Source organism: Haloferula sp. A504 (genome assembly GCF_044385805.1).
Lineage (GTDB): Bacteria > Verrucomicrobiota > Verrucomicrobiia > Verrucomicrobiales > Akkermansiaceae > Haloferula.
Window position 1 is genome coordinate 14,097 of sequence record NZ_JBISBU010000039.1, and the last position, 26,493, is coordinate 40,589.

Genomic DNA, 26,493 nt, shown 5'->3' on the forward strand with positions numbered 1-26,493 from the left:
AAATCTAAATTGAATGCTTGAACTCTCTTTATTTTAATATTTCATGGTGGCGTTCCAGCCATGACCCCCGCTGTTTGTCCCGAACAGTTGGAACGTTGCTGGCAGGCCTGCTGGACTCGTGCCCGCCGGCCTGTCGAAGGCGTTCTGATTACCGAAGAAGAGGCCGAGCGCATCGCCGAGCAGGCGATCCGCAATGCGTCCTTTGAGTTCGAGTCGTTTGACGATGAAGTTGCCTTCACCGCCCGTGCGATCGAGATTGCGGGGGAAGCGACGCGCGAATTGGTCGCCGCCAAGCGTCGCAGCGACGCGGATCCACAGCTGCACCACGATCCTGAGGATCGACGCTACGAGCGGAATCTGGATCTCGACCGGCTGCAGCGCTACGACCCGGATCGTGGCTTCAACGACCGCGAGTGGAACGGCCTTCCCGACCTCCTGAAGCCGCTCGCCCTCCGCACACTCCAGCGCAAGGGCATTTCCGGCCACGATGCCGAAGAGGTGTTCATGGATGCCCTCGTCGAGCTCGCCAAGGTGCGAAACTCTGACAACAAGGCGCCAATCCTCGATCCGACCGTCTTCGAGGAGCTCATTCCGCTCCACCTCCGGATCGTCGGCTTCCGGGCGATCGATTGGCAGCGGCGCCGCACCACGCTGAAAAACCGGCCCAACGACGGCGAGAGCTTTGATGCGCTCACCGACGACTCCGAGCGCCCGCTGCAGTTCGAGGATCCATCGGCGGATCCCGAAGCGCCGACTTTCGAGCACATCTACAAGGAATGCCGGGAGGTCCTGGACTCCGACGAGTGGGATCTCGTCTACACCCTCTTCGTCGCCCAGGCGGCGACCATCCAGGAGTTGATCGAAGAACAGGATTTCTGCCACCGGTACGGCCTCAAGCGCTCCGCCTCTGCCTCGACCCGCCGCCGGGTCCTGAACGAGCGGATCCAGACCGCGTTGGAAAAAATTCGAAAAACTTTGGTTGATTGAAAACAGTTACGAATTTCTACGATTGGAGGACTAGCCATGAAACTTGAACTTTCACCCCCACTTGAGTCAATCCGCCGGATCCTCGAGGGAAGTCTGCGCCTGAAGCCCGACGAGCCCGTTCCCAGCGTACCCGCCGGACTCCTTCACGATCTCAACCAGCGCTTCGCAACGCAACGCATCGTGATCGAACCGAGCCGCCAGCGGCGTTGGCTCGCCAGCCTCCGCGGCCTCGTCCGGACTCCCGCCTTCGGCTTGGCGGCCGCAGCGCTCATCGTGTTCGGAGTTCTGACTCCCATCGTCGGTCATGACCGTGGGCGCACCAACGCCGAATCGTTCAGGGGCGTTTCCACCCCGGTCAGCGCCCCCACCATGATCGTTCTCGTCGACAGTCCCGCGGGACTCGCCGACACCCTCGCCCACTCCCGCTCCTTCGAGGCCGACAGCGTGGTGGCCGTGACGGACCTCGCGTCCGCCGACCAGATCGCCGCTCCCAAGGTGGTGCTCAACTTCACCGATGCCACCCTCGCCGCGATCAATGACCAGGGCTATGTGGTGCACACCGCGCCCCTGCCGAAAAGCATCGCCGAGCTCAGCCTTCTGGTGGCCGACGCCCTGAGCCACCTCTGATCCTGGCGGACTTTCCCACTTGGAAGGCGACGCGGCATCCATGCAGACTGTGTGCATGCCGCGCTTGGCCCTGCTCCAGTCCCGGGGATTTCCCACCAAAGACGGTGCCTTCGAGCACCATGAGTCACTGATCCGAAAGGCCGCGTCCGGGGGATCCGCGATCATCGCGACCCAGGAGCTCTTCCTCACGCCCTACTTCTGCACCACCGAGGATCCGGCGCGCTTCGACCTCGCGGATCCGATCCCCAACGATTACACCGACCGGCTCGGCGCGCTTGCCGCGGAACTCGGGGTGGTCATCGTTTCATCCCTGTTCGAGAAACGCGGTGCCGGGGTGTTTCACAACACGGCGGTGGTCCACGATGCCGATGGCACGATGCTGGGCTGCTACCGCAAGAGCCACATCCCCCAGGACCCCGGGTTCGAGGAAAAGTTCTACTTCACGCCGGGCGATTCCGGCTGGCCGGTGTGGTCCACGCGCCACGGGCGCATCGGGGTCCTCGTTTGTTGGGACCAGTGGTTTCCGGAGGCGGCCCGCCTGATGGCCCTCGGAGGTGCCGAGATCCTGCTTTACCCCACGGCCATCGGCTGGCTCCCGAGCGAGAAGGACAGCCTTGGAAAGGCCCAGCACTGCGCCTGGGAGACCGTCCAGCGCGGTCACGCGGTGGCCAACGGCTGCTTCGTCGCCGCGATCAACCGGGTGGGCACGGAAGACGGCACCGAGTTCTGGGGACAATCCTTCATCGCCAATCCCTACGGCGAGGTCGTCGCCCGCGCCGAAACCGGCGACGAACAAGTCCTCATCCACGAGATCGACCTGGGTCAGGTCGAAGAGTTCCGGCGCATCTGGCCGTTCTTCCGGGATCGCCGGATTGATGCCTACGCCGGGTTGGGCCAACGCTGGACAGCCGGAACGCCATGACCCCGGCCGAACTGGGGTTTGCCATGCCCCCGGAATGGGCACCGCAGGAGGCGGTCTGGCTCTCGTGGCCGGTCCCCGATCCGCGTCACTGGGGCGGCTCCAAGCGGGACCGCATCGAGGCGGGGTTTGCCGAAATCGCGGCGGCCATTTCGGCGTTTGAACTCGTGCGGATCAACGCCACCTCCTCGAACCACCAGCGCATCCGCTCCCTGTGTGAGACCGCCAGGGCCGTGCCGGAGCGGATCGAGCTCTTCGATCATGCCCACGACGATGTGTGGTGCCGGGACCACGGCCCGATCTTCGTGCGGAATGGTGCCACCGGCGAGGTCGCAATCACCGATTGGGAGTTCAACGCATGGGGTGGAAAATTTCCCCCGTGGGACTCCGACAACCGGATTCCGCGTCGGGTGGCCGACTCGCTCGGCCTGCGCCGCTTCGAGGCCGGAATGGTTCTCGAGGGCGGCGCAATCGAGGTCAATGGCCGGGGCCAGCTCCTGACCACCGAGGCGGTTCTTCTCAACCCCAACCGCAACCCCGGCCTGAGCCGGGACGACATCGAGTCGCGCTTGCGGGATCACCTCGGCGTCCGGGAGATTCTGTGGCTGGAAAAGGGCATCGAAGGTGACGACACCGACGGCCATGTCGATGACCTGGTTCGCTTCACCGACGACCACACGCTGGTAGCCGCAACCTCGGCCAGTTCGCCGGACCGGGAAACCCTCGCCGCCAACCTGGAGCGACTCCGTGGTTTCCGCGGTCCGGACGGTCGGTCGTTCCAGATCCACGAGATCCCGCTTCCCGAGTCCTGTGAGGTCCCGGGCTGGCGGCTCCCGGTACTACCTGCATCGTATGTGAACTTCCTCATCGTGAACGGCGGGGTGCTGGTCCCGACCTTCCGGCAGAAGCGCAACGACGATCGCGCGCTCGGGATCCTGAAGGAACTGTTCCCAGACCGAACCGTCGCCGGAATCGACTGCCTCGAACTGGTCGAGGAAGGTGGCTCGCTGCACTGCATCTCGCAGCAACAGCCGGCGTAGGCTCCTCAGTCGACCGGAACGAGGTCCACCTTGCCGCCCTTCCGGACGATGCTGAACTGACCCCCGGTCCGTTTCGCGAGTTCCTTCATGGCGCCCTCAGCCTTCGGCTGCATCATCGCCACGGTATTGATGATGGTGTGGGTTCGTTTGGCCTTCCGCCCGAGATCCTCGGCCAACTTGACCATGTTCCCCCCCGTGGATCCGTCGGTCATGAAGAAAATGATCTGGGGAGCCGGTTCCATGTCGAGCGCCATCAGGAGCGCATCCTCCCAATCCGTCCCCCACACCAGCTTCGTCTCCTTGACGTGCTTGAGGGACTTGGAACGGCTCCCGTCGCCCGAAAGCCAATCCGGCTTGAGTTCCTTGCCGACGGGTTCCCAGGCGTGCGCGCCACCGGTCGTCTTCCACTTGTAGTCCCTGCCCTTGTAAGTGACGGTCGCGGTCTTGTTGCCCTGCATCTTCACCTCGCTCCCCGCCACCCAGGCAGGGCCTGCGAAGAAGATCATCTGATAGGCCATGCCCGGACCGATCTGGCTGATCGATTTTTCCAGCTCGGCCCTCATCAAGCCATCGCGCTCCCCGCGCATCGAGGCCGAGTAGTCGATCACGTAGCAAACCCGCTGCGCCGCGACGCTCTGCCGGAAAAAGGTCGTTCCGCCCCCACCCATGCCATCGATCGTGCCATCGGCCCAGCCCTGCCCGAGGTCGTCGCCGTATCCGAAGTCGGGAGAAAGCTCGCTGACATCCACCTCCGGCACGGGGATTGCGGTCGGCGAGGCGGCGTCGGCGACGATCGCCTTGGCCGCCGACATCGACGGAGCCGACGGTTTCGCCTTCATCTGCGACCTCGTCTTTTGCTTCACCTCCTCGTTCTCGCTCTGCGGCCCGGCGTAGGAGACGATCGGTGGATTCTCGCGGTTCAGCGCCGGAAGAAGCACAAAGGCGAGGACCAGCATCACCAACCCCACCACCAACAGGCCGATCACGATGCTGCTGATGCTGCTCACGCGCCGCTGTTGGCGAAGCCTCGCCTCCTGAGCATCGAGGATATGACGACCGACTCGCGACATTGAAGCAAACCTCGGGCATCTTCCCTCTGGATCAAGCAACTTGTCCGAAAAGCCTGGGATTCCGCAAACCAACGGGGTCCCGTGACGCTGACGGTGCCACGTGTTGCCACCCGGGTGCCGATGCCGCGCCCAATACTGATGAACGGCAAGTCCTATTTCTCCCGCGGCGGGGCCACCGATCCTCCCTTGACGACCTCGGGCACCAGCCAGGGATTGCCTCCCGGGTTGGCGTTCCCGGCAACGAGTTGCTCAAGCCGCCGGACGACCTGCTTTGCCACCACGGCGGGATCGGAAAGGTAGCCGGTGACCTCCGGGACCAGGTACTCGAGAAACGGCTCGCGGGCCAGTGACACCAGGCTCAGGTCCTCCGGTACCCGGAGGCCCGCCCTCGCCGCGCAGCCGAAAAGCGTCGCCACCTGCCGGGCACGCGTCGCGATCAGGGCGGTCGGCGGCTCCTTGAGCCGCATCGCCCGGACGAACAGGCGCTCGATTCCCGCCGTCGTCCCGTTCTCCGCCAGTTCCATCACCTCGAAAGCCTCTTCACCCGTCTCCCTCGCACCCTTGAGCGCGGCCTCCACGCCGCGGAGGCGGTCGGGCGGGGTCATCACCCCGATCTTGCGATGGCCCATCCGCCACAGCATGCCCGCCGCGTGGCGGGCGGTCGCCTGCCAGTCGATATCGAGAAACGGCAGAGAAACTCCTTCGTACGGCGTTCCCCTCACCAGGCAAGGCATCCGGTGGTCGGCGAACCAGCGCTGCACCGGGCCGCTCGAACGATGCAGGATCCACGCCCCGCGGCGTTCCCCCTCGATAAACCCATCGAGACGGCGCCCTGGTTGATTGGATTCATACCAGCCGGGGGCGAAGACCTCGAAGCTTCCCCCTTTCTCAGCGAGCGCCCGCCGGATGTGGTCGACCTCCAACAGCATCGGCTGACTGAGGCGCTCGAGTCGCTGGGGCGATAGCATGCCGATCCGCAGGCTCTTCGCCACACCCACCGGCGACTTCCTCCGCCCGCCCGCGACACGCCGGCGCTTGCCCGCCTCGGCGGGAGCAAGCAGGCCCTCGTGCTCCAGTTCCGCCAGGGTCAGGCGCACCGTATCCCGTCCGACCTGCAGCAATTCCGCAAGACGCCTCTCTCCAGGCAGGAAATTCGACCACTCACCCGCCTCGATTCGCAGCCGCATCACGCGCACGCACTCGGCGACCAAGCTGCCCCGCTGCGGCATCCATACCCCCTCCATGGATGCGGTATGGGCTATTCCCCGCCAGAACGCAACCGGTTTGACAAGAAAACCAGAAGAAGGCTCGGTGCTCCTGGTGCAGTCCGCCTCACCGACGATCCACTGTTCTGTCGGGATGGGTCGCGCCGTTGACCGCAGATTGAGGGGATTTAAAGGATTACGCAGATTTATGGATCTCTGAAGATCCGCGTAATCCCCTTAATCTGCGGTTCCCAAAAACTCCCAAGCTGTTGGACGCACTACACTAAGGCCGTGCCCAGTCCGGGACCTCCCCGTCGCCGGTTTTCTCGCCGTCGAGAACCCAGCCGAGATTGAAGCGAGCGATGGTGCCGGCCCCTTCGGGTCCGCCCTCGAAAAGCAGGTAGATCCAGCCCTCCGACGGCGTCCCGGGACGGCCGGCATCGAGTGAGGAATAGGCGAACCTCCCCTCAAACACCCGGCGACGCACCGGCCACGTCCGGCCCCCGTCGAAGCTTGTCCAGACGTGCCCGTTCTTCCGGCCGCTGGCGCTGGCGATGTTGCTGAAGATCAACACGTCACGCCCCAGCACCGGCAGGCGGACCAGACCACCCATCAGCCCGTAAGCGCTGTCGGCATTGCCGTCGGGCAGGACCGACGAGCGCTCGGGATCGACCCAGGTCGCGCCGCCGTCGCGACTCACCGCGCTCCAGCGCCACAGCGAGTCCTCTTTCGTCGGCGCCCAGTGCCGCCGGGTGTTGTAGTGCAGCGAGCCGTCGGAAAGCTCGACGATGCAGGCCTCGCCCGTCCCCATCACCGGCACCGGCTCCGATGCCTTCCATGAACGTCCGCCGTCATCACTGAACATCGCGTTGGTGTAGTGGGTGTGGAAAATCCCGCGGGGGTAGTTGTGCCGCCCGTACCAGCGCGTCGGCCGGATCAGGCGGCCCTTGTAGCGGCCGTGGCGGAGGCAGATACCATGCTCGTTCATGTGCATCGAGGGGACGTGCCCCATCGAGTTGGGATGAATCGTCGCCCCCCTCTTTTCCCAGCTGACCCCGTGATCCTTCGAGGCAAACACCGCCAGCGGTGCCGGGGGATGGTCGGCCTCGACGAAGGCGAAGATCTCACCGGAAACCTCGTCCACGGTCACCCCGCCCCCCATGAATCCCTTGGCGACCGGGATCGGATCGCTCCACGTCTCGCCCCCATCGGTGCTGCGCCGCAGACCGACCCCGCCGAAAACCGCCAGCACCGAGCCATCGGTGGCGACCACCACATTCGGAAACCGGTCCTTCGCAAACAGCGCCTTCATGCCAAAGGACGGTTCGCCGAGAAAGGCGTCGATCTTCCCTTCAAAATCGGAGGCCGGCTTGAAGACCGCATTGTCCTCGTTCCAGCCGACGCCGTCGAGAGCGCGCAGCGGAAAGGGAAAAGGGGCCAGAAGCAGGAGGGGAAGCAGACGTTTCACGAGGGAAGTGTAGTGCATCTACCCGATGCCCGGGAGCATGATCCGTAAGGCACCTCTCGGCCGCTCATCGGAAAGCAAAATGCTATCTTGGACGCATCCGCGCTGACAACCAACCGCCATCCGGTCGGCTCAGCCAACCAGAGCGCCCGAATTCTCCAACCTTGTCAGTTTCCGTCACCCTCCACCAGTTTCCCAACCATGCTGCGCACTGCCGCCACCGTCCTGATGCTGCTTTCCCTGCTTCCGGCAAGGGCCGCGCTGTCGTGGTCGGAACTCCCGCCGCTGCCGGACGAGCACGGCTTCGCCGGGGCGTTTGCCGGGGTTTCGGAAGGTTCTTTGGTCGTGGCCGGCGGGGCGAATTTTCCCGACGGCGCCCCCTGGGCCGGTGGCGAAAAGGTCTGGCACGACCGGATTTTCGTGCTGCCCGAGAGCGGCACCGAATGGCGCGAGGCCGGCCGCCTTCCCCGCCCGCTCGGCTACGGCGTGTCGATCACCACGCCGCGGGGCGTGCTCTGCATCGGCGGCTCCGATTCGCAGCGCCATCATCGCGAGGTCTTCCTGCTGCGGGCAAAAGGCTCGGAAATCGAAACCGTGCCGCTGCCGCCACTCCCCGTGCCGCTCGCCAACATGGCCGGCTCCCTGGTCGGGGAAACCGTCCACATCATCGGCGGCTCGGTCTCGCCCGACGCCACCAGTGCCTCGAGCCAGCACTTCGCCTTCGACGGATCCGAATGGACCGTCCTCGAGCCACTCCCCGGCCCCGGCCGGATCCTTCCGGTGGCCGGCAGCCGGGCCGATTCGCTCTTCGTCTTCTCCGGTGCGTCGCTCGCCGCCGATCCCCGGGGAAACCCGGTCCGCACCTACCTGCACGACGCCTGGAAGTACGACATCTCTAATACTTGGACCCGCCTCGCCGACCTCCCCCGCCCCGCCGTCGCCGCGCCGTCTCCCGCGCCCGCGGTGGGAGCCTCGCACCTGCTCGTGATCGGCGGCGACGACGGCACACTGGTCGACTTCCAGCCGAAATCGGATCACCCCGGATTCACCCGCGGGATCCTCGCCTACGACACGGTCACGGACACCTGGGCACCCTCCTCGGAGTTGCCGGGCCCGATGCTGTCACCGGTGACCACGCCGGTCATCGGGTGGTCCGGCGGCTTCGTCGTGCCGACCGGCGAGGTGCGCCCCGCGGTTCGCTCTCCGCAGGTGCTGCTGGCCGCCCCGCAGGTCTCAAAGACCGCGTTCGGCGCGTTCAACTGGTCGGTGGTCGCCATCTATCTCGCCGGCATGATCGGCGTCGGAGTGTTCTTCATGAAACGCGAGGCCTCGGCATCGACCGAAGCCTACTTCCGCGGCGGCCAGCGGGTGCCCGCATGGGTGGCGGGCCTCTCGATCTTCGCCACCATGCTCAGCGCGCTGACCTTCATGGGCATCCCGGCCCGCGCCTACCAGACCGACATCTCGTGGTACATCGGCCAGCTGCCGATCCTGCTGATCGTCCCCATCGTGGCCGTCTTTTACCTGCCGTTCTTCCGCAAGCTCGACCTGACCTCGGCCTACGAGTACCTTGAGAAGCGCTTTTCCCTCCCCTGCCGCCTGTTCGCCTCACTCTCCTTCACCGCCTTCCACCTCGGGCGGATCGCCATCGTGCTCTACCTGCCGGCGCTGGCGCTCGCCGCGGTGTCGGACATCGGGGTTGTCACGGCGATCATCGTCATCGGCGTGCTGTGCATCATCTACACCGTGATCGGCGGGATCGAAGCGGTGGTCTGGACCGACGCCATCCAGGCCATCGTCCTGATGGCCGGTGCGCTGCTGTGCTTCGGCCTCGCGGTCGGCCATGTCGAGGGCGGCTTCGCCGGCGTGGCCGAGATTGCCCGGACCGACCACAAGCTCTTCGAGAACCTGCGCTGGGATTCCTTCAGCATCGCCGACGGGACCACCTCGGTCGTCGTGCTGTTCGTCGCCTTCTTTTTCAACTCGCTGGTGCCCTACACCTCCAGCCAGGACGTCGTGCAGCGCTACGTGACCACCCGCGACCTGAACGCCGCCCGGAAATCGCTGAAGGTCACGATGTGGATGTCGGTCTTCGGGTCCCTGGTCTTCTTCCTCCTCGGAACGGCGATCTACGCCTTCTACAAGACCCACCCCGGGCGTCTCGACGCCACCCTTCCGGCCTCCGATTCCATCCTGCCCTTCTACATCGTCCGCGAGCTTCCGGTCGGGATCTCGGGCCTGGTGATCGCCGCCATTTTCGCCGCGGCGCAGTCCACCGTGTCCTCTTCGCTGAACAGCGTGGCCACCACCTTCGTCAAGGATCTCGACAGCCGCCTGCTGCGACCCGGACGAAACGACCGCACTTATCTGCGCAGCGCCCAGACCGTCGTCGTCGTGGCGGGAGTCGTCGGTGTCGGCATCGCCATCGCCATGGCGCAATCGAACATCGAGTCGGCGTTCAAGACCTTCAACACCATGATCGGCCTGACCGCCGGCTCGCTCGGCGGGCTGTTCGCGCTCGGCATCTTCACCCGCCGGGCTCACGGCAGCGGCGCGCTCCTCGGTGCCTTCGCCGGCCTGGCCACGGTGCTCTCGCTCCATCTCTCCAAGGCTCCGGTCAGCGGGCTGCTCTATGCCTTCATCGGCTTTGCCGCCTGCTCCCTCGTCGGCTGGCTGGCCAGCCTCGTCCTCACCGGGCGCTCGGATCCCGGACTTTCCCTTCACCACCCATGAACATCCCACTCCACGGGCTCGTCGCCGCGACCCACACACCCTTCCATCCCGACGGATCCCTTGCGCCGGAGGTGGTTCCCCTTCAGGCCGCCCACCTCTCGAAGAACGGGATCCGCACGGTCTTCATCACCGGCTCGACCGGGGAAAGCCATTCGCTGACCCGCGACGAACGCCTCGCCGTCTTCCGCGCCTGGGCGGAAGCGGCTCCGGCCCACGACCTCACCGTGGTGGCCCACGCCGGCTCGAACTGCCTCGAGGACGCCAAGGTCTTCGCCGCCGCAGCCGCGGATCTGGGCTTGGACGCCGTGGCGGCCCTGGCCCCGAGCTACTACAAGCCCGACGACCTCGACACCCTGATCGATTGCTGCGCCCTGATCGCCGGTGCGGCGCCGGGCCTGCCCTTCTACTACTACGACATCCCGGCACTCACCGGGGTCTGCCTGCCCATGCGCGAGTTCCTCGCCAAAGCCCCGGAACGCATTCCCAACCTCGCCGGCGTCAAGTTCACCAACGACGATCTCGATGACTACTCACGCTGCCTGAAGGTCGGCGACTTCGACATCCCCTGGGGCATCGACGAGCAACTCCTCGCCGCGCTCCAGGCCGGAGCCAGGGGTGCGGTCGGCTCTTCCTACAACTTCGCCGCCCCGCTCTATCGCAGGCTCATCCAGGCTTTCGAGGACGGGGACCTTGAGACCGCCACCCGGCTCCAGCGGGAAGCCATCGAACTGATCGAGGCACTCGCCGCGGTGGGCTATCTCGGCGCCGTCAAAGCCATCATGGAATGGCAAGGCGTGCCGCTCGGCCCGGCCCGGCTGCCGCTCGCAAACCCAAGCCCCGCCCAACTCGAGTCGCTTCACGAGAAATTCGACTCTCCTGTCCTCCAGCCGTGAGCGCGGACCTCGCCGACTTCTACCTGCGCCAGCTCCGGGACGACTGTCTGCCGTTCTGGTTCCCCCGCGCGGTCGATGAGCAGCACGGTGGATTCCTCCACTGCTTCGATCGCGACGGCACCCTGGTCGACAGCGACAAGTCGGTCTGGGCGCAGGGCCGCATGAGCTGGATGCTGCTCACCCTCTACCTGGAGATCGAGCGCCGTCCCGAGTGGCTTGCCTGGGCGGAAAGCGGCCTGCGCTTCCTCGAGGAGAAGTGCACCGACCCCGAAGACGGACGCCTGTTCTTCCATGTCGCCCGCGACGGCACCCCGATCCGCAAGCGGCGCTACGCCTATTCGGAGAGCTTCGCTTCGATCGCCTTCGCCGCGCATGCCGCGGCCACCGGATCGGATGAATCGGCGACCAAGGCGCGCGCACTCTTCGATCGCTTCACCGACTGGCACTTCACCCCGGGCCGCATCCCGCCGAAGTTCACCGAGGCCCGCCCCCTCACCTCCCTCGGGCCGCGCATGATCACCCTGGTCACCGCGCAGGAACTCGAACTCCGCCTCGGCAAGAACGACGAGATCAGCGCCTGGATCGACCGCTGCCTCGAGGAAATCGAAACGCTTTTCGTCAAACCCGACCTCCGCGTGGTGATGGAAAACGTCGCTCCCGACGGCTCGATCTCCGATCATTTCGACGGGCGCACCCTGAATCCCGGCCACGCGATCGAGGGCGCGTGGTTCATCATGGAGGAGGCCCGCCGCCGGGGCGATTCACGCCTGGCGAAGCTCGGCTGCGACATGTTCGACTGGATGTGGGGGCGCGGCTGGGACCGGGAACACGGCGGTCTTTTCTACTTCCGCGACGTCTTCGACCGACCGGTTCAGGAATACTGGCATGCGATGAAATTCTGGTGGCCGCACGACGAGGCGCTGATCGCGACCCTCATGGCCCACCAACTCACTGGCGAGACCGGCTATCTCGCCATGCACCGGCACTGCCAGCTCTGGGCCTTCGATCACTTCAGCGACCCCGAACACGGTGAATGGTACGGATACCTGCACCAGGATGGCCGACCCTCCTCCAACCTCAAGGGCTCGCTCTGGAAATCCTTCTTCCACCACCCCCGGGCCCTGCTGCTGTGCCACCAACTCGCTTCCAGAATGATCAAAGACTGAACGAAGCGCTCCCTGCCGAGCCAGCCTCGGCTCCCGCAGATGAAGGAAACGCCGCCCGATCCACACCGGGAACGCCGACGCCAACCGTGGATTTCACCGAATAAAACAAATAGAAAGCCGAAAAAGATAGTCGCTACGCAAGCCGATCGGCTATCAACACCGGAACTATTTCCATCCTTCGAACTGTCAGGAAGGTTCTCGACGGGCGAACCTTCAAATTCATTCCTTCAGACCATTCCGAGAACGGAACCATCCAACGTGAAAGCACTTCTTCCCACCCCTGCCGCGCACCGACCGGAGCTCGACCCGGAGTTCCTTCCCGCATCCTTGTGGACGCGCCAGTACCGGAGCCTCGGCGACGAGCACGGCACCCGTCCCATCGAGATCGAGTTGCTGCGGCCCGACGGTGCCGGGACGCGGCATGACGATGCACTTCTGCCCGACACCCCCGAATTTCACGAACTCAATCGCCATCACCTCGAACGGACCATCAAGTTCCTGTTGTGGGGCCGCGGCGGCAGCCGGGTCCGCCTGAAGGGATGTGCTGAACTCTGCGACGAACTTCAGCAAGCCTACGCTCCCGGCGGCGGGCGGGCATTCGATGCCGACTTCGTGGAGCGGGTCTTCGGTGAAGCCCTCACTATTCAGGATGCCTCGTCCGGATCGTCGGACTCCCCGCCCTCGACCGCTTCCGCAAGGGGAACCGACAGTGCCCTCAAGGGCTGCCGGATCGGCTTCGACCTCGGTGGCTCGGACCGCAAGTGTGCCGCCTTGATCGACGGCGAAGTGGTCTTCTCCGAGGAGATCCCCTGGGACCCCTATTTTCAGAAGGATCCATCGTACCACTACGAGGGCATCATGGACAGCCTCCGGCGCGCCGCCGCGCACCTGCCGCGGGTCGATGCGATCGGCGGATCGGCCGCCGGTGTCTACGTCGACAACCGGGTCCGCGTGGCGTCGCTGTTCCGCGGCGTGCCCGACGAGCTTTTCAAGGACCGTGTCGAGAACATCTTCCTCGATATCGCCCGCGAGTGGAACGACGTGCCCATCCGGGTCGTCAATGATGGCGACGTGACCGCTCTCGCCGGATCGATGTCGATGAAGGACGGCGCCGTCCTCGGCTTCGCCATGGGCACCAGTTCGGCGGCAGGCTACGTCGACGGCGACGGATCGATCACCGACTGGCTTTCCGAACTTGCGTTCGTGCCCATCGACTATCGCGAGAATGCGCCGGCCGACGAGTGGTCCGGCGACATCGGCTGCGCGGTCCAGTATTTCAGCCAGCAGGGCGTCTCCCGCCTCATCCCCGCCTCCGGCCTCGAGATCGATCCCGAACTGGGCAAACCGGAGCAGCTTGTGAAGGTCCAGGAGTTCATGGAGGCCGGAGACGACCGCGCCGCCGCCATCTACCGCACCATCGGCACCTGCCTCGGATACTCGATCCCGCAGTTCGCCCGCTTTTACGAAATCCGGCATCTGCTGCTGCTGGGCCGCGTGATGAGCGGCAAGGGCGGCGACCTGATCATCGAGCACGCCGACACCGTGCTGCGCGACGAATTCCCGGCCCTCGCCTCCACGCTCCAGATCAGCACGCCCGATGAAAAGATGAAGCGCCACGGCCAGGCGATCGCCGCGGCCAGCCTCCCGGTCCTGCCGTGACGGACCCACGTCCGACAACCCACCGTCTCCCTCCCACAACTCCATCATGAGCCTGCAATCCATCGACTGGACCATCATCGGCATCTTCTTCGCCGTCGTCCTCGGCATCGGCTTCGTCGCCTCCCGGACGGCCGGCAAGAACACCCAGGAATTCTTCCTCGGAGGCCGTGGCATGCCGTGGTGGCTGCTGGGCATCTCTATGGTGGCCTGCACCTTCTCCTGCGACACGCCGAACCTGGTCACCGGCATGGTGCGCGAGGACGGCGTCTCGAAGAACTGGGCGTGGTGGGCCTTCCTGATCACCGGCATGGTCACCGTCTTCATCTACGCCAAACTGTGGCGCCGATCGGAGGTGATGACCGACCTCGAGTTCTACGAGCTCCGCTACTCGGGCAAGGGCGCGGCCTTCCTCCGCGGATTCCGGTCCCTGTATCTCGGCTTCCTCTTCAACATCCTCATCATGGGAACGGTCACCCTCGCGGCGATCAAGATCGGCGGTGTGATGCTCAACCTGACCCCGCTTCAGACCGTCGTCTATGCCTCGATCTTCGTGGTGCTCTACGCCGCCATCGGCGGCTTGAAGGGCGTGATTTGGGCCGACTTCTTCCAGTATTCGATCGCCATGTTCGGAGCGGTCTATGCCGCCTACGTGGCGGTACAACAGCCGGCGGTGCAGGAAATCGGCGGCCTCGCCGGACTGGTCGGACCCGACTCGCCGATCGCCGACAAGCTCCGCATCTTCCCCGATTTCGGCGACGCCTCGAAATGGGTCCCGCTGCTCTTCATCCCCCTCGCCGTGCAGTGGTGGGCCGCCTGGTATCCGGGTGCCGAACCCGGCGGCGGCGGCTATGTCGCCCAGCGCATGCTTGCCGCCAAGGACGAGAAGAACGCCATCGGTGCCACCCTGCTCTTCAATTTCCTGCACTACGCGATGCGCCCGTGGCCATGGATCATTGTCGCCCTCGCCTCGCTGGTCATCTATCCGATGGACCGGCCGGAAGAGCGGGAGGCCGCCGCAGCCACGCTCCGGAGCGCGCCCTACGAGAGTTTGCTGATCCAGTATCAGGCCGGCGACCCCTCGCTGACGCCCGAGCAGACCGAGGAAATCCGCGCTCTCCTGCGCTCGAAGGACGGCCTCACCAGCCTCGCCGGATCGGAGGCAGCGAGTGGCGTTGACGAGCAGTATCTGCGCCACGACATCGCCTACCCGGTGATGATCTCCAAGCTCGGCCCGGGATGGCTGGGCCTCGTCGTCGCCTCGCTCATCGCCGCCTACATGTCGACGATCGGCACCCACCTCAACTGGGGTTCGTCCTACGTCGTCAACGACTTCTACCAGCGCTTCGTCAATCCCAAGGCCTCCCAGAAGGAACTCGTGCGCGTCGGCCGGATCTGCACCGTGCTGCTGATGCTCCTGGCGGGACTCCTCTCGCTGACCGTGCTGCAGGATGCCACCCAGGCCTTCAATCTGCTGATCCTCTCCGGCGCCGGGTCGGGGATGATCTACCTCCTCCGCTGGTTCTGGTGGCGGGTCAACGCGGTCTCGGAGATCTCGGCCATGATCGTCACCACCCTGACCGCGATCACCGTCACCTTCATCGTGCCGAAATTCGTCGATGTCGGGACCGTGAAACTCGGCGTGCTCGACTGGGGCAGCCTGCAGTTCCTGATCACCGTTGCGATCACGACCGTCACCTGGCTGACCGCGACGCTCGTCACCAAGCCGTGCGAGACGAAGACCCTGCGGAACTTCTATGCCAAGGTCCGTCCCGGCGGGCCCGGCTGGAGAAAGGTCGTCCAGGAAGCCGAATCCGAGGGTCTCGATCTCGAGGGTCCCGCCAAGGGCAAGGGCTGGGAACTCCCCTACGAGATCCTCTGCGTGTTCATCGGCCTGGTCATGATCTACTGCTCCCTCTTTGCCATCGGAAACTTTGTCTACGGCAAGATGATGATGGGAACCATCCTTGGCGCGGTTGCGGTCGTCAGCTGCTTCGCGCTGTTCTCCGTGTTCAACAAGACCCGCGCCAACTGAGCCCCATGCACGACCTCGAAGCCATCTCTTCGAACTTCCTGATCCCCGCCGACTTCCAGTCGGCGGAACCGTACGGAAGCGGCCACATCAACGACACCTATGCCGTCCGATTCAGCCAGGCCGGCACCGGCGTCCGCTACATCTTCCAAAGGATCAACCATCACGTCTTTCCGGACCCGGTCGCCCTGATGAGGAACATCGAGCGGGTCTGCGCGCACTCACGCTCGAAGCTCGGCGGCCTCGACGCCTCGCGGCAAACGCTCACCCTCATCCCCACCCGCGACCTCCGGAACTGGCACGTCGACGGCGAGGATCACTGGCGTTGCTACCTGTTCATCGAGAATGCCCGCACCTACGACGCCATCCGAAGCCTCGATCAGGCGACCGAGGCGGCCCGCGCCTTCGGCCGGTTCCAGGGGATGCTCGCCGACCTGCCCGGCGGGCGTCTTTCCGAGACCATCCCCGACTTCCACCACACCCGGAAGCGCTTCGAGAACCTGGTCCGGGCTTTCGAAGCCGACGCCCATGGCAGGGCCGGCGCGGTGGCCGAGGAGATGGCCTTCATCCGCGAGCGGGAGGCCGATACCGACATCATCATCGACGCCCTCGAGTCCGGCCGCATTCCCGAGCGCATCACCCACAACGACACCAAGCTCAACAACGTCATGATCGACGATGCGACCGGCGAGGGCATCTGCGTGATCGACCTCGACACGGTGATGCCGGGCACGGCCCTCAACGACTTCGGCGACATGATCCGCACCGCCACCAATCCCGCGCGGGAGGACAGCAGGGACTTGTCCGAGATCCGGATGAGGCCGGAGTACTTCGAGGCGATCGCCCGCGGCTACCTCGAGGGGGCGTCCGGTTTCCTCACCGAATCGGAAATCGAACTGCTGCCGGTCTCGGGCAAGCTGATGACCCTCGAGGTCGGCATTCGCTTTCTGACCGACTTCCTCGAGGGCGATATTTACTTCAAGACCCAGCGTGACGGGCACAACCTCGACCGCTGCCGATCCCAACTTCGACTTGTGGAATCCATCGAAGGGCAGATGGATGACATGAAGCAACGACTCGACTCACTCACCGCTGTTTTCTGAAACCAATCCCGAACGAACATGAACGATCAACAACCCCACACTCCCGGCGAACACGCAACCCGGTCCCGCAGGGGCTTCCTCAAGGCCCTTGGCGGCGTCGGTGCCGGACTCGCCGCCATCCCCGGCCTCTCCCAGGCCGCCCCATCCCGTCCGACCGGCGCCCGCTACATGGGCGGCTTCGTGGCGCCGAAGCTGGACAAGGTCAAAGTCGCGATCATCGGCGTCGGTGCCCGCGGACCGACCCATCTCGCCCATGCCGCTGCCGCGGAAGGGACCGAGTTCGTCGGGATCTGCGATCTTTACGAGGATGCGGTCCAGCGGGCCAAGGAGCGCGTCCTCAAGGAGGACCCCGAGCGCCACAAGAACGTCAAGACCTACTCCGGTGACAAGCACGCCTACCGAAAGATGCTCGCCGAGACCAAGCCCGACGCGGTGTGGATCGCCACGCCCTGGGAATGGCACGCGCCGATGACCATCGACGCGATGAAAGCCGGTGCCCACGCCTTCGTCGAGGTGCCGCTGGCCGTCGGCATCGAGGAAATGTGGCGGATCATCGACACGTCGGAAAAGACCGGACGCCACTGCATGATGCTGGAGAACGTCAACTACGGCCGGGAAGAACTGATGTTCCTCAACATGTGCCGTCAGGAGGTTTTCGGCGAAATCCTCCACGGCGAGGCCGCCTACATCCATGAACTCCGCGGCCAGATGCGGCAGTATGAAAACGGGCGCGGCACCGGATCATGGCGCACGCTCCACTGGGCCAACGAGAACGGCAACCTCTACCCGACCCACGGCCTCGGCCCGGTCGCCCAGTACATGAACCTTGCCCGCAAGGACGACAACTTCCGGCGTTTGGTCTCCTTCTCGTCGCCGGCACGAAATCACGAACTCTACGCCAGGGAAGTGCTCGGCCCCGACTCGAAGTCGGCCAAGCTCGACTTTTCCAAGGGCGGCGACATCAACACCACGCTCATCAAGACCACCGCGGGCCGCACCCTCATGGTCCAATGGGACGAGAGCAGCCCACGCCCCTACAGCCGCCACAACCTGATCCAGGGGACCCGGGGCACCGGAGCCGGCTTCCCCAACCGGATCGCGCTGGACTACACTTGGACGAACGCCACCCCCGCCCTGCGCAAGGTGCTCGATCTTCCCGAGGACAAGCCAAACCAGCATTCGAACTACCATGCGTGGATCGAGGGCGGAGGCTTCGACGCCTTCTACGAGCACTTCGACCACCCCCTATTCAAACGGATGCAGGACATTGCGAAAAAGCACGGCGGTCACGGCGGCATGGATGCCATCATGAACTTCCGCGCGATCGAATGCCTCCGGAAGGGTGAGCCGCTCGACCAGAACGTGTACGAAGGCGTCTTCTGGTCCGCCGTCACCCCGCTGTCCCGCAAGTCGGTCGCCGAGGACGGGATGCCGCAGGACTTCCCCGACTTCACCCGCGGCGAGTGGAAGAACACCGCGCCGCTCGCCATCATCACCTGATCGCCATCATGACCGCATCCGTCTTCGAAAAACGCACCGAGGAAACGCTCCGGGGTCTCCGGGAGGCCGGCACCCTGAAGCAGCTTCGCCACGTCACCGGCCCGATGGGTCCGGTCGTCCGCCTCGAGGACGCCGGGGAGGTCATCGTGCTCTGCGCCAACAACTACCTCGGACTGGCCAACCACCCCGAAGTCGTCGAGGCCACCCGCAAGGGTCTCGGGCAATACGGGGCCGGCACCGCGTCGGTCCGCTTCATCTGCGGCACCTTCGACGCCCACCGCGAGCTCGAGCAGAAGCTTGCCGACTTCTCGGGGACCGAGGCGGCGCTCAGCTACGTCAGTTGCTGGAATGCCAACGAGGCCGCCATCGCCACGGCCGTCGGCCCGAAGGACGTCGTCCTCTCCGACGAACTGAACCACGCCAGCATCATCGACAGTTGCCGGCTTTCCCGACCGCTTCGGCGCGGTGTCTTCAAGCACCGCGACCTCGACGACCTACGTGAGAAGTTGCAGGCCGCCGCGGCCGAGGCCGAACTGATCTGGGTCATCACCGACGGCGTCTTCAGCATGGAGGGCTCGGTCGCCGACCTCGCGGCCACGCTGGAACTGTGCCGCGAGTTCAACGCGATGCTCGTGGTCGATGACTCGCACGGCGTCGGCGCGCTCGGCGCGACCGGCAAGGGCACCGCCGAACACTGCGGCGTGTGGGGCGAGATCGACGTCATCACCGGCACGCTCGGCAAGGCTCTTGGCGGAGCGGCCGGCGGCTACGTCGCCGCCAGCCAGCGCTTCATCGACCTGCTGGTTCAGCGCAGCCGCACCAGCCTGTTCTCCAACGCGCTGCCGGTGCCGGTGGCCTGCGGCGCGACCCGGGCGGTCGAGCTCATCCAGCGCGACACGACCCTGATCGATCGTCTGCGCGCGAACACCGCCGCCATCCGGACCGGGCTCACCGACCTCGGCTTCGAGCTGCAGGATTCCCCGAGCGCCATCCTGCCGATCATGATCGGCGACGAGGCCGAGGCGATCCGCAAGAGCGAACGCCTGCTGGAACTCGGCGTCTGGGTCGTCGCCTTCGGCTTTCCGGTCGTGCCCCGCGGCGAAGCCCGCCTGCGACTCCAGGTCTCCGCCGCCCTCACCAACGAGCACATCGAGCGCGTGCTCGCGGCTTTCGCCAAACTCTAACGAACGGATGAAGGCCCTGGTCAAATCCGCCGCCCGTCCGGGTCTCGACCTCGTCGAGGTTCCCGAGCCGGAACTCGGCATCAACGACGTGCTCATCCAGGTCGACCGGACCGGCATCTGCGGCACCGACCTGCATATCTACAACTGGGACGCCTGGGCCCAGTCGGCGGTCTCACCCCCGCTGGTGATCGGCCACGAGTTTGTCGGACGCATCGTCGAGATGGGCTCGAACGTCACGGACTGCCGCATCGGCGACCTCGTGAGCGGCGAAGGCCACCTCGTCTGCGGCCGCTGCCGCAACTGCATGGCCGGCCGCCGCCACCTGTGCAAGGACACCCGCGGCGTGGGCGTCAACCACCCCGGTGCCTTCGCCGAGTACATCGCGCTGCCGGTCACCAATGTCTGGCACCACCAAGCCGGCATCGACCTCGACGTCGCCGCCATCTTCGATCCCTTCGGCAACGCCGCGCACACCGCGCTCCAGTTTCCCTGCCTGGGCGAGGACGTCCTGATCACCGGAGCGGGCCCGATCGGCATCATGGCCGCCGCGATCGCCCGCCATGCGGGTGCCCGCCACGTGGTCATCACCGACGTCAACCCCTACCGCCTCGATCTTGCGCGGAAGATGGGAGTCGACCTCGCCGTGGACGTCCGGACCGAGAAGCTCGAGGACGTCCGCAAGCAACTCGGCATCCGCGAGGGCTTCGACATCGGCCTGGAGATGTCCGGGAACCCCCAGGCCTTCAAGGACATGCTCGCCCACATGTGCCACGGCGGCCGGATCGCGATGCTCGGGATTCCCAGCCAGGAGCTCGCCATCGACTGGAACCGGGTCATCTTCAACATGCTCACCCTCAAGGGCGTCTACGGCAGGGAGATGTACGAGACCTGGTACCAGATGTCGGTGCTGGTCGAAGGTGGCCTCGATCTCCGGCCCGTCATCACCCACCGTCTCCCCTACACCGATTTCGAAGCCGGATTTGCCGCGATGAACGAGGGCAGCACCGGCAAGGTCATCCTCAACTGGCTCGAAGCCTGACCCCCCAGTCCGCATGAAAATCCTCGTCACCGGCGGAGCCGGCTTCATCGGCTCCCACATCGTCGAGCACTACCAGGGCAAGGCCGACGAAATCCGGGTGCTCGACAATTTCCGCACGGGCTACGCCCGCAACCTTGAAGGACTCGACTGCACCGTCATCGAGGGCTCGATCACCGATCGCGATGCCGTCCGCAAAGCCATCGAAGGGATCGACCTGGTGTTCCACCTGGCGGCGCTGGTCAGCGTTCCCGAGTCGATGGAGCGTCCGGCCGAATGCGTGGACATCAACGTCCATGGCCTGCTCAACGTGCTCGAGGCGGCCTCCAGCGCCGGGGTGCGCAAGCTCGTCTTCGCCTCCTCGGCCGCCGTCTATGGCGACAACCCGACCGTTCCCAAGGTCGAGACCATGCTTCCCGAGCCGAAGAGTCCCTACGCCATCACCAAGCTCGACGGCGAATACTACCTCGACCTTTTCCAGGGCGAGGGACGTCTCGACACCGCGGCGATCCGCTTCTTCAACGTCTTCGGACCCCGCCAGGACCCGAAGGGTGCCTACGCCGCCGCCGTGCCCATCTTCATCGAAAAGGCCCTGGGCGATGAGGCGATCACCATCTTCGGCGACGGTGGGCAGACCCGGGATTTCATCTACGTGAAGGACATCGTCGGCGCGCTGGTCTTCGCGGCCGAAACCGCCGGGGTTTCGGGCGTGTTCAACGCCGGCTACGGGGACCAGATGACGATCAACGACCTCGCCTCCGAGGTCATCCGGATCACCGGGTCGGCCTCCGACATCATTCACGCGCCCGAGCGTCCGGGTGATGTCCGGCATTCAAGGGCGGAGGTGTCCGCTCTCACCGCCGCGGGATGGCGGGCCGAACACACCCTTGCCGAGGGGCTTGCCGCCACCGTGGCCTTCTTCGACACGCCGCGCTGAGCCCCGCCCCAACGGGAGCGGGCCCGATCGCCTGGAGATGCATCGGTTCTTCCCTTGATTGCGGAATCCCGGGAGACTACCCGTGGGATCGAAGGCAACGAAGCTCGATTGCATGCCGCAATCGAGGGAGTGGGCCGCGATCCACCCGGCCGGGCGGAACCACCCCGCGCGTCAGCAGTGCCCGGGCAATCGCTCCCCCCTCCATCCCCGTGAATCTCGAAATCCGCCATACCAGCCGCTACGCCTACAACTGCCCGGTGCAGTTGCATCCCCATCTGATCTACTTGCGGCCCAGGGAGAACTCATTGCTGCACGTCAAGAGCTTCGAACTGATCCTCGAGCCCGGCGGGACGATCCATTGGATGAGGGACGACTTCGACAACCTGCCGGCCAGCATCCACTACACCGCCATCTCCGAGACGCTGGAGATCCGGTCCGAATGCGTGGTCACGACCACCGACCTGCCTCCCTTCGATTTTCTGGTGCGCGACTATGCCCGGACTTTTCCCTTCACCTACGAGCCCCTCCATCACGGCAATCTTTCCCTCTATCTGGCTCCTCCATCGGCGGAAGTCCAACAAGCCCTCCGCCAGTGGCTGGATGCGCGCTTCATCTACCGCCCGACCGATACGGTCGCCTGGCTTCTCGCACTGGTCCAGACGCTGAACGCCAATGTTCGCTACGAGCGCCGGGACGCGCCGGGCATTCAGGAACCCATGGACACCATCCGTCTTCACTCCGGCACGTGCCGCGACTATGCCACGCTCTTCATCGCCTGCGCGCGGACCATGGGAATGGCGGCCCGCTTCGTCAGCGGCTACGTGCATGCTCCTTCGCCGGATCCGTCGCTCCCGGGGGACATGCATGCGTGGGTTGAAGTCTTTCTGCCCGGTGCGGGCTGGAGGGGCATCGATCCGACCTACGGGATTTTCTGCGACAATGCGTATGTGCCGGTCGCCCATGCAGTGGTGGCGGAAAGCATCAATCCCATCCAGGGCTCCTACTACAGCCCGGTGCCGGCGATGGCCACGATGACGAGCGACGTCCGCGTCCGCCCGGTGGATCTCGAGGGGCACTCCGCCCCCCGTGCGGTGGACCCCGCAAGCCCGGTGACACCACCCGGTCACCCGAAATCCCGGTAGCCGACGACGGCAGAATCAGGCCGGTTCACCCGCCGAAGGCAGCGGCGCTCAAAAGGCACTCGCGATTTCTACTCCCACTCGATGCTCGCCGGCGGCTTCGTCGAGACGTCGTAGAGCACGCGGTTGATCCCCGCCACTCCGTTGAGGATGTCGTTGCTCGTCTGGCGAAGCAACTGGTAGGGCAGCTCGACCCAGTCGGCGGTCATCGCGTCCTCACTGATCACCGCCCGCAGGGAAATCGCCCACTCGTAGCTGCGCTCGTCGCCCTTCACCCCGACGGTCTTGACCGGCACCAGCGCGGCGTAGGCCTGCCACACCTTGTCATACCAGCCGAACGCCTTGAGGTGATCGATGAAGATCGCGTCGCACTCGCGGATGATCCCGAGCTTTTCCTCGGTGATGTCGCCCGGGCAGCGCACCGCGAGACCGGGACCCGGGAAGGGATGGCGCTGGAGAATGTCGTTCGGAATGCCCAGCGACGCACCAAGCGCCCGGACCTCGTCCTTGAAAAACTCGGCCAACGGCTCGAGCACCTTGCCCTCGGCCTGGAGCTCGATGATGCGGTCGACCCGGTTGTGGTGGGTCTTGATCTTCGAGGCCTTCGACTTCGCATTCGAAGCGCTTTCGATGACGTCGGGATACAGCGTCCCCTGCGCCAGCAGCTCGGCATCGCCGACCGCCTCCCAGAAGACGTCGATGAACAGGTTGCCGATGATGTCGCGCTTCTTTTCCGGCTCGGAAACCCCGGCCAGCTTGCCGAGGAACAACTCGGAGGCCTCGACCGTTTCGATCGGCACGCCCATCCGGTGGAAGTTGCTGCGGACCTCCTCGCCCTCGTCCTTCCGCATCAGCCCGTGGTCCACGAAGATGGCCCGGATGTTCACCCCGGCCTCGTGGAGAAGCACGGCCAGCACCGTGCTGTCGACCCCGCCCGAGACGCCGCACACCACCTGGCGGTTCCCGACCTTTTCGCGGATGCCGTCGATGATCTCGCGCTTGAGGTCGTCGATGCGGAAGGGCTCGAGGTTCTTCGCCTGCAGCAGAAAGTTGTGGAGGATCCGGGTCCCCTCGTGGGTGTGGGTCACCTCCGGGTGAAACTGGATGCCGAAGAACTTGTCACCCCAGCGCAGCGCCACCGGCGTGCCGTGCTGGTTCCGCGCGATCACCTCGCACTCCTCGCCGAGGTCGCGGACGGTGTCGGAGTGGCTCATCCACACCTGCGACTCGTGGGCGAGCCCCTCGAAGAGTCCCTCCGGCGCGGCCGGACACAGCTTCGCCGGACCATACTCACGCTTGTCGCTCGGATGGACGCTGCCGCCGAACTTGATGTTGAGGAGCTGCATGCCGTAGCACAGGCCCAGCACCGGGACGCCGAACTTCTTGAGCGCCTCGAAGTCGAGGTCGGGCGCATCGGAGTCCGCCGTGCTCTTCGGTCCGCCGGAAAGAATGATCGCACCGGGATTCCCGATCTCCGGGAAATCCTCGATCGCGTAGAGCCGGGCGAAGTACCCGAGTTCGCGGACGCGGCGGACGATGAGCTGCGTGTACTGCGAGCCGAAATCGAGGACGGCGACGTGGTTGTCTTCGTGCTGCATGATGCCGTTAGCTGATGGGCTGGTAATTGGTCGGTTCCTCGGTGATCACGATGTCGTGAACATGGCTCTCGCGCAGGCCGCCGGGGGTGATGCGGGTGAAGCCGGCGCGCTCGCGCAACTCCTTGAGGCTGCCCGCGCCGACGTAGCCCATGCCCGAGCGCAGGCCTCCCATGAGCTGGAAAATCACGTCGGCCAGCGGCCCCTTGTAGGGCACGCGGCCCTCGACGCCCTCGGCGACGAGCTTGCCCGACGAGTTCTGGCTGTAGCGGTCGCCCGCGCCCTTCTTCATCGCGCCGATGGAGCCCATCCCGCGGTAGGTCTTGAAGCGGCGCCCCTGCGAATAAACCGTCTGGCCCGGACTCTCGCGCGTGCCGGCGAGCAGCGACCCGAGCATCACCAGGTCGGCCCCGGCGGCGAGCGCCTTGACCACGTCGCCCGAGTAGCGGATCCCGCCGTCGGCGATCACCTTCACCCCCTTCGAGCGGGCGTAAGGCGCGACGTTCTGGATCGCGGTGAACTGCGGCATCCCGACGCCGGCGATCACGCGGGTCGTGCAAATCGATCCGGGCCCGACGCCCACTTTCAGGGCACTCGCACCGGCATCGATCAGGTCGCGGGCTCCCTCCTCGGTGACCACGTTGCCCGCGACCACGGGACGATCCGAAAGGCTGCGCAATTTTTCGATCACCTCCATCACCCGGGTCGTGTGACCCGTCGCCGCATCGATGAACAAGGCATCGGCCCCCGCCTCGATCATCGCCTGTCCGCGCTCGATGCAATCGGGACCCACGCCCACGGCCGCCCCGCAGCGAAGCTGGCCGTTCGGGTCCTTGGCGGCATCGGTGAATGCCGCACGCTTCTCGATGTCGGCCCCGGTGATCAGTCCCGCGAGCTTGCCCTCGCCGTCGACGAGCGGCAGCTTCTCGATCCGGTTCTGATAGAGGATGCGGCGCGCTTCATCGAGTTCGGTGTTCGGCGGCGCGGTGACCAGCCGCTCCATCGGCGTCATCACGTCGCTGACCTTCGATCTTTCGCAGTCGAGATAGCGGATGTCGCGCCCGGTGATCATCCCCTCGAGGCGTCCTCCCTCATCGACCACCGGAAAGCCGGAAAAACCGTGCTCCTCCATGATCGCCACCACTTCGGAAACCGTCTGTTCCTTGCGGACCGTCAGCGGCTTGAGAATCACCGCGTTCTCCGAGCGCTTGACCCGTGAGACCATCGTGGCCTGGTCGCCGATGTCGCAGGCGCGGTGGATCACCCCCATGCCGCCCTCCCGGGCCAGCGCGATCGCCAGCTCGGATTCCGAAACGGTGTCCATCGCCGCGGAGACGACGGGAATGCGCAGGTCGATGCTGTCGGTGAGCGCGGTCGAGAGATCGGTGGTCGCCGGGAGCACCGCGCTCAACCGGGGCACCAGAAGGACGTCGTCGAAGGAGAGCCCGGTAGTGATGTCCGCCATGGCGGAGTCAATGGAGCACGACGCCCGGAATCAAGTCCGAATCGGTCCCCACCTCGAAATTTCCGGCGGTCGCCTCACCGACATCAGCCTTTCAACAACTCCAGCGGAGCCGGAACGGCAATCACCTGCATGCCGGCCCGCTGGGCGGCCATGATGCCCGCCGGCGCATCCTCGAAGGCCAGGCATTTCCCCGGCGCGACGCCGAGCAACTCGGCCGCCTTCAAATAGATGTCCGGGGCCGGCTTGCCGACGCGGACGTCGTCCGCCGTCACCACCTCGTCGAAGAGGTCGGAAAGCTCGAGCGCCTGCAGCGTCTTTTCGATCACCAGGCGGGTGCCGCCGGTGGCCACCGCCATCGGCAGCTTGCCGCGCAGGGAACGGGCAAGGGCCACCACCTCGTCGATCCCGTCGAGCGTGTGGAGCTGCCCCAGAAACGCCTCGCGCTTCTTCATCGCGACCGCTTCCGGATCGAGCTTCAGGCCATACTCGTCGTTGAGCTCGACCACGATGTCGGTCGTCGGCCGCCCGCCCATCGCGTAGAAGACATCCTCCTGAAACACATTGGCCGCGCCGTAGTAGGCCAGCGCCTCGCACCACGCCGCGAAATGGGCCGGCATCGAATTCACCAGGGTCCCGTCACAGTCGAAGATCACCGCTTCGACCCCGTCCATTGAAACTTTAAGCTCTCCAACCTTTGCCATCGGGCGGAGGGCGTAGCAATCGGCCCGGCGATGACAAGCG

At 65.3% G+C, this 26,493-nt stretch carries 21 protein-coding genes; 15 read left to right on the forward strand and 6 right to left on the reverse strand.

The features are described 5' to 3' along the window. Positions 1-60: 60 nt before the first annotated feature. The 4 genes from ACG2LG_RS16350 to ACG2LG_RS16365 are packed head-to-tail and all read left to right on the forward strand — an operon-like array spanning position 61 to position 3,573. On the forward strand, positions 61-987 hold the full coding sequence (locus ACG2LG_RS16350; protein ID WP_396260749.1) for a hypothetical protein: 927 nt from the start codon (positions 61-63) through the stop codon (positions 985-987). Between the two features lie 36 nt (positions 988-1,023). After that, complete coding sequence (locus ACG2LG_RS16355; RefSeq protein WP_396260751.1) at positions 1,024-1,614, forward strand: hypothetical protein; 591 nt, start codon at positions 1,024-1,026, stop codon at positions 1,612-1,614. 55 nt (positions 1,615-1,669) lie between these two features. Continuing rightward, positions 1,670-2,536 (forward strand): carbon-nitrogen hydrolase, encoded by an 867-nt coding sequence (locus ACG2LG_RS16360; protein ID WP_396260753.1) that lies wholly within the window; start codon positions 1,670-1,672, stop codon positions 2,534-2,536. Further along, entirely contained in the window at positions 2,533-3,573 is a 1,041-nt protein-coding gene (locus tag ACG2LG_RS16365; protein WP_396260754.1) for an agmatine/peptidylarginine deiminase, read from the forward strand. The genes ACG2LG_RS16360 and ACG2LG_RS16365 overlap by 4 nt, the downstream gene beginning before the upstream one ends. A gap of 5 nt (positions 3,574-3,578) precedes the next feature. Here ACG2LG_RS16365 and ACG2LG_RS16370 read toward each other — a convergent pair whose 3' ends face one another. The 3 genes from ACG2LG_RS16370 to ACG2LG_RS16380 all read right to left on the reverse strand — a co-directional run bounded on the left by ACG2LG_RS16370 (position 3,579) and on the right by ACG2LG_RS16380 (position 7,334). After that, positions 3,579-4,643 (reverse strand): vWA domain-containing protein, encoded by a 1,065-nt coding sequence (locus ACG2LG_RS16370; protein ID WP_396260756.1) that lies wholly within the window; start codon positions 4,641-4,643, stop codon positions 3,579-3,581. A 152-nt stretch (positions 4,644-4,795) separates the two neighbouring features. Continuing rightward, positions 4,796-5,887 carry a substrate-binding domain-containing protein gene (locus tag ACG2LG_RS16375; RefSeq protein ID WP_396260757.1) on the reverse strand — a complete coding sequence of 364 codons (1,092 nt, stop codon included), beginning with the start codon at positions 5,885-5,887 and terminating at the stop codon, positions 4,796-4,798. Positions 5,888-6,131: 244 nt separating this feature from the next. Further along, on the reverse strand, positions 6,132-7,334 hold the full coding sequence (locus ACG2LG_RS16380) for an exo-alpha-sialidase (RefSeq protein ID WP_396260759.1): 1,203 nt from the start codon (positions 7,332-7,334) through the stop codon (positions 6,132-6,134). 180 nt (positions 7,335-7,514) lie between these two features. Here ACG2LG_RS16380 and ACG2LG_RS16385 point away from each other — a divergent pair, with 180 nt between their 5' ends. From ACG2LG_RS16385 to ACG2LG_RS16435, 11 genes are all read left to right on the forward strand, one after another. After that, positions 7,515-10,046, forward strand: coding sequence for a sodium/solute symporter (locus ACG2LG_RS16385; RefSeq protein ID WP_396260761.1), 2,532 nt, complete (start codon positions 7,515-7,517; stop codon positions 10,044-10,046). Next, positions 10,043-10,939 (forward strand): dihydrodipicolinate synthase family protein, encoded by an 897-nt coding sequence (locus tag ACG2LG_RS16390; protein ID WP_396260762.1) that lies wholly within the window; start codon positions 10,043-10,045, stop codon positions 10,937-10,939. The genes ACG2LG_RS16385 and ACG2LG_RS16390 overlap by 4 nt, the downstream gene beginning before the upstream one ends. Next, positions 10,936-12,105, forward strand: coding sequence for an AGE family epimerase/isomerase (locus ACG2LG_RS16395; RefSeq protein WP_396260764.1), 1,170 nt, complete (start codon positions 10,936-10,938; stop codon positions 12,103-12,105). The genes ACG2LG_RS16390 and ACG2LG_RS16395 overlap by 4 nt, the downstream gene beginning before the upstream one ends. Positions 12,106-12,363: 258 nt before the next feature. After that, complete coding sequence (locus ACG2LG_RS16400; RefSeq protein WP_396260766.1) at positions 12,364-13,764, forward strand: ROK family protein; 1,401 nt, start codon at positions 12,364-12,366, stop codon at positions 13,762-13,764. A 46-nt stretch (positions 13,765-13,810) separates the two neighbouring features. Further along, positions 13,811-15,796, forward strand: a complete 1,986-nt coding sequence (locus tag ACG2LG_RS16405) for a sodium:solute symporter family protein (protein ID WP_396260768.1) — start codon at positions 13,811-13,813, stop codon at positions 15,794-15,796. A gap of 5 nt (positions 15,797-15,801) precedes the next feature. Next, positions 15,802-16,896, forward strand: a complete 1,095-nt coding sequence (locus tag ACG2LG_RS16410) for a phosphotransferase enzyme family protein (protein WP_396260770.1) — start codon at positions 15,802-15,804, stop codon at positions 16,894-16,896. An 18-nt stretch (positions 16,897-16,914) separates the two neighbouring features. Beyond that, positions 16,915-18,396 (forward strand): Gfo/Idh/MocA family oxidoreductase, encoded by a 1,482-nt coding sequence (locus tag ACG2LG_RS16415; RefSeq protein WP_396260772.1) that lies wholly within the window; start codon positions 16,915-16,917, stop codon positions 18,394-18,396. Between the two features lie 8 nt (positions 18,397-18,404). After that, complete coding sequence (locus ACG2LG_RS16420; RefSeq protein WP_396260773.1) at positions 18,405-19,580, forward strand: glycine C-acetyltransferase; 1,176 nt, start codon at positions 18,405-18,407, stop codon at positions 19,578-19,580. A gap of 7 nt (positions 19,581-19,587) precedes the next feature. Further along, positions 19,588-20,619 carry an L-threonine 3-dehydrogenase gene (gene tdh, locus ACG2LG_RS16425; RefSeq protein WP_396260775.1) on the forward strand — a complete coding sequence of 344 codons (1,032 nt, stop codon included), beginning with the start codon at positions 19,588-19,590 and terminating at the stop codon, positions 20,617-20,619. A gap of 13 nt (positions 20,620-20,632) precedes the next feature. After that, positions 20,633-21,553, forward strand: coding sequence for an NAD-dependent epimerase/dehydratase family protein (locus ACG2LG_RS16430; RefSeq protein ID WP_396260776.1), 921 nt, complete (start codon positions 20,633-20,635; stop codon positions 21,551-21,553). A 209-nt stretch (positions 21,554-21,762) separates the two neighbouring features. After that, complete coding sequence (locus ACG2LG_RS16435) at positions 21,763-22,695, forward strand: transglutaminase domain-containing protein (RefSeq protein ID WP_396260777.1); 933 nt, start codon at positions 21,763-21,765, stop codon at positions 22,693-22,695. Between the two features lie 68 nt (positions 22,696-22,763). On the opposite strand, the gene guaA is transcribed toward ACG2LG_RS16435, so the two are convergent. From guaA to ACG2LG_RS16450, 3 genes are all read right to left on the reverse strand, one after another. After that, positions 22,764-24,290, reverse strand: a complete 1,527-nt coding sequence (gene guaA / locus ACG2LG_RS16440) for a glutamine-hydrolyzing GMP synthase (RefSeq protein WP_396260779.1) — start codon at positions 24,288-24,290, stop codon at positions 22,764-22,766. A 7-nt stretch (positions 24,291-24,297) separates the two neighbouring features. Then, the gene (gene guaB / locus ACG2LG_RS16445) at positions 24,298-25,752 is read right to left on the reverse strand and encodes an IMP dehydrogenase (RefSeq protein WP_396260781.1); all 1,455 of its coding nucleotides are present in this window, start codon (positions 25,750-25,752) and stop codon (positions 24,298-24,300) included. 83 nt (positions 25,753-25,835) lie between these two features. Continuing rightward, the gene (locus ACG2LG_RS16450; protein ID WP_396260783.1) at positions 25,836-26,423 is read right to left on the reverse strand and encodes an HAD family hydrolase; all 588 of its coding nucleotides are present in this window, start codon (positions 26,421-26,423) and stop codon (positions 25,836-25,838) included. Positions 26,424-26,493 lie beyond the last annotated feature (70 nt).